Origin of the sequence: Azovibrio sp., assembly GCF_049658005.1 — a bacterium.
GTDB lineage: Bacteria > Pseudomonadota > Gammaproteobacteria > Burkholderiales > Rhodocyclaceae > Azovibrio.
The window spans coordinates 1-3,512 of sequence record NZ_JBASOH010000060.1; the positions used below are offsets into that span (position 1 = coordinate 1).

Annotated in this window: 4 protein-coding genes; 3 read left to right on the plus strand and 1 reads right to left on the minus strand. The window is 64.5% G+C overall.

The window, feature by feature from the left end:
- Nucleotides 1-12 precede the first annotated feature (12 nt).
- The 3 genes from WBH99_RS06380 to WBH99_RS06390 all read left to right on the plus strand — a co-directional run bounded on the left by WBH99_RS06380 (nt 13) and on the right by WBH99_RS06390 (nt 2,367).
- Nucleotides 13-123, plus strand: coding sequence for a hypothetical protein (locus WBH99_RS06380; RefSeq protein WP_424219271.1), 111 nt, complete (start codon nt 13-15; stop codon nt 121-123).
- A 204-nt stretch (nt 124-327) separates the two neighbouring features.
- Nucleotides 328-465: an FCSD flavin-binding domain-containing protein gene (locus WBH99_RS06385; protein WP_424219268.1), complete on the plus strand. Its 138-nt coding sequence runs from the start codon at nt 328-330 to the stop codon at nt 463-465.
- 234 nt (nt 466-699) lie between these two features.
- The gene (locus tag WBH99_RS06390) at nt 700-2,367 is read left to right on the plus strand and encodes a LysM peptidoglycan-binding domain-containing protein (RefSeq protein ID WP_424219269.1); all 1,668 of its coding nucleotides are present in this window, start codon (nt 700-702) and stop codon (nt 2,365-2,367) included.
- A gap of 15 nt (nt 2,368-2,382) precedes the next feature.
- On the opposite strand, the gene WBH99_RS06395 is transcribed toward WBH99_RS06390, so the two are convergent.
- Nucleotides 2,383-3,512, minus strand: a 1,130-nt coding sequence (locus tag WBH99_RS06395; protein ID WP_424219270.1) for an oligopeptide/dipeptide ABC transporter ATP-binding protein, incomplete at its 5' end; no start/stop codon positions are given.

The window sequence follows — 3,512 nt, forward strand, 5'->3', positions numbered from 1 at the left end:
GCGGGCCTGGGCATTTCGATTGTGCGGGCGATTGTGGAGCGCTTCGGCGGCACCCTTGAATTGAGGCCCAGAGAAGGCGGCGGCTTGGTCGCGGAGATTTCCCTGCCTGGATCAAATTGCTAATAGAGTCGCGCGGGCAACCCTTCTCCGGGCTCGGGGAAATCGTCCTCCTGGCGGACTACTTTTCCAAGCAGAAATAAGGGAAGCCTGTCATGAACAAATTCAATCCTGAACGTCGTCGCCTGTTGCAGGGCATCGGCGCCTCCGCCGCCGCCTCTCTCACCCTGGCCGCCGTGCCCGGCGCCGCCCTGGCCGCCAAAGGCTTCGGTGCACCGCTACCACCCGGAAAAGAAGGTGCCCCTGGTCGTGGAAGGCTCCGGCGGCGTCTCAAGGGAAGCCTCGGAGGAAGAAGGCCTCTACACCCGGGCCTGGGCCACCACCATCTGGAAAGATACCCTCGGCTGACAAGCCGCCCTCGACACCGCAGCATGCCGACGGGCCCCGTTCATGGGGCCCGTCTCATCTTGCGGCTGGCGTTCTTGCCCAACACAACACATTGACCTCCGGGTCGGTGTTGCACTTCGAATTTGAACTCACCGGCTTATCACCCAGCCGTGGCAGGACTATAATCCTCCCCCTTCGAGGCGGGTTATCCCGGCAATCTGCCCGCCCGACAAAATTCAGGACAAAGGACACTCGATGAAGAAGCGGCTGCGTGGTAATTTTTTCCCCCTGCGCCCGGTCAGCCTTCAAGCACTCCTGCTGGCCTTCTCCTGCAGCCTGTTTGCCCCTCAGCTGCACGCCGATCCCGATTCCCATGCCCCCCTGGAAAGGGAGGAAATCGCTCAGCCGCCAGAAATTTCCCAGGCCGTCGATCTCACCGCCCCGACGGAAAACCTGTGGGTCAGGATCCGCAACGGCTTTGCCATGCCCAACCTCAACGACGAACTGGTGCTGCGCCATCAGCAGTACTACCAGTCCCATCCGGAAGGACTGCGGCGCATGGTGGAACGCAGCCGTCCCTACCTGCACCACATCGTCGATGAGCTGGAACGGCGCGGCATGCCCACGGAACTGGCCCTGCTACCCATGGTGGAGAGCGCCTACAACCCCATGGCCTATTCTTCCGCCCACGCCTCGGGGCTGTGGCAGTTCATTCCCTCCACCGGCAGGACCTTCAATCTGGAGCAGAACTGGTGGCACGATCAGCGCCAGGATATCGTCGCTTCCACCAGCGCCGCCCTGGATTACCTGCAGTCCATCTATGAACTGCATGGCGACTGGCATCTGGCCCTGGCTTCCTACAACTGGGGCGAAGGGGCGGTGGGCCGCGCCATCGCCAAAAATGAGGCGAAGGGCCTGCCAGGTGACTACTCCAACCTCTCCATGCCCAACGAGACCCGGCATTACGTTCCCAAGTTGCAGGCGCTCAAGAACATTTTCAGCAATCCCCGCCTGATGGTGGAACTCGGGATCGCCTCGATCCCCAACCGCCCCTATTTCCGTACCGTGGTAACGGAAGCCCCCATCGACATCAAGCTGGCCGCCCAGTTCGCGGGTCTGAGTGTGGAAGAATTCACGGCCCTCAACCCATCCCACCACCGCCCTGTCATCCAGGCCGATTCGATGCTGGTGATTCCTGCCCACCAGTACGAAAGCTTCAAGACTGGGCTCGCCGCCCACGACGAACCCTTGAGCAACTGGAAGACCTATGCCCTTCAGCCCGGCGAGCAGCTCGAACAGATAGCGCCCCGCTTTGGCATCACCCTGGTCGACCTGAAACGGGTCAACGGCCTGGAGGGCCACATCCGCGTCCGGCCCGGCCAGACCCTGCTGGTCCCGACCCAGGAAGAGGATGCGCAAGGCGATCCCGCCATCTTGCTGCCCCCCACCCTGCCCGTGCTGGCCGAAATTCCCGCCACCCCGGCGCAGTTCCACAAGGTCAAAAAGGGCGACACCCTGCAGGCCATCGCCCGCAAGTACGGCATCAGCACGACCGAACTGCGGCAGCTCAACAAACTGAAGGGCAAAAAACTGAGCGCCGGCACCCGGCTCAAGGTGAGAGACGGGGCCACGATCCTCGCCCGGAGACAGGCCGTAAAGGATGAACCCGCCCCCAGGGCAAGCCGTGAGGCGCCTGGGAAAAAGGTGAAGAAGGAAGAGGCCAAAAAGATGACCAAGGCCGACAGCCGCAGCAGGAAGCCGGCGGCTGCCAAGGTCGCGCATCACAAGGTGAAAAAGGGGGATACGCTCTTTTCCATCGCCCGGCGCTACAACGTCGAACTCGACGACATCAAGCGCTGGAACAGCCTTGCCGGCAGCCATCTCAAGGTCGGGTCCACCCTCACCATCCGGCTCGACAGCTGATCATCCGCGTAGCCGCTAGCAGGCCAGATGGCAGGCCACCTGCACCCCGCCTGGCAGTGGCCGTAGCGGCGGGTAAGCGTTACGGCACTGCTCCAGGGCCTTCGGACAACGGGGATGGAAGTGGCAGCCTTCCGGCGGATGGGCGGGCGACGGGGTTTCCCCCTGCAGGCGCAGGATCGGGCGCCCGCCGCTGATGCGAGGCACGGCCGAGAGCAGCGCCTCGGTGTAGGGATGGGCCGGGGCCGTGAGCACCTGCTCGACCGGTCCCTGCTCCACCACCCGGCCCAGATACATCACCGCCACCTCCTGGGCCAGGTATTCCACCACGGCAAAGTTGTGAGTGATGAAGAGGTAGGCCACCTTGAGTTCGGCCTGCAGGTCGCGCAGCAGGTTGAGGATCTGGGCCTGGACCGACACATCCAGGGCCGAGGTCGGCTCATCGCAGAGCAAGAGTTGCGGCGCCACGGCCAGGGCCCGGGCAATGGCGATGCGCTGGCGCTGGCCGCCGGAAAACTCGTGCGGGTAGCGCTCCAGGGCTTCCGCCTTCATGCCCACCTGTTCAAGGAGGGCGACGCAGGCCGGCCGGCCGGCCTCGGCTGAAGCGGCAACGCCCAGGGCGAGCATCCCCTCCAGCAGAATGTCGCCCACCCGCATGCGGGGATTGAGGGAGGCAAAGGGGTCCTGGAACACCATCTGCATCTTGCGCCGCAGAGCCTGGATCTGCCGCTTGTCCTTGGCCTCGATCAAAGTCCCCTGCCAGCGCACTTCCCCGCCGCTACGCGGCAGGAGCTGCATCAGGGCCTTGGCCACCGTGGTCTTGCCGCAGCCGGACTCCCCCACCAGGGCGAGGGTGCGGCCCGGGCTGAGCTCGAGGCTCACCCCATCCACCGCCCGCACATGGCCGCACACCCGCTGCAAAAAACCCTTGCGGATGGGGAAATGCACCTTCAGCGCTTCGATTTCCAGTAACGGCCGGGCCGCTACTGGCAACGCTGGCAGCGGCACCGGCAAGATTTCCACGGCGGCCGATCCGGGCCGCGGTCCGGGAAAATGGCAGCGCACCCCGCCCTCATCGCCCACGGGCATCAGCCCTGGCGCCTCGGTTTCGCAGACGGGCTGGCGACGTTCGCAGCGCGCGGCGAAGC

Coding starts and splice junctions, on each gene's coding strand:
- WBH99_RS06390 (WP_424219269.1), top strand. CDS start 700: ATGAAGAAGCGGCTGCGTGGTAATTTTTTCCCCCTGCGCCCGGTCAGC.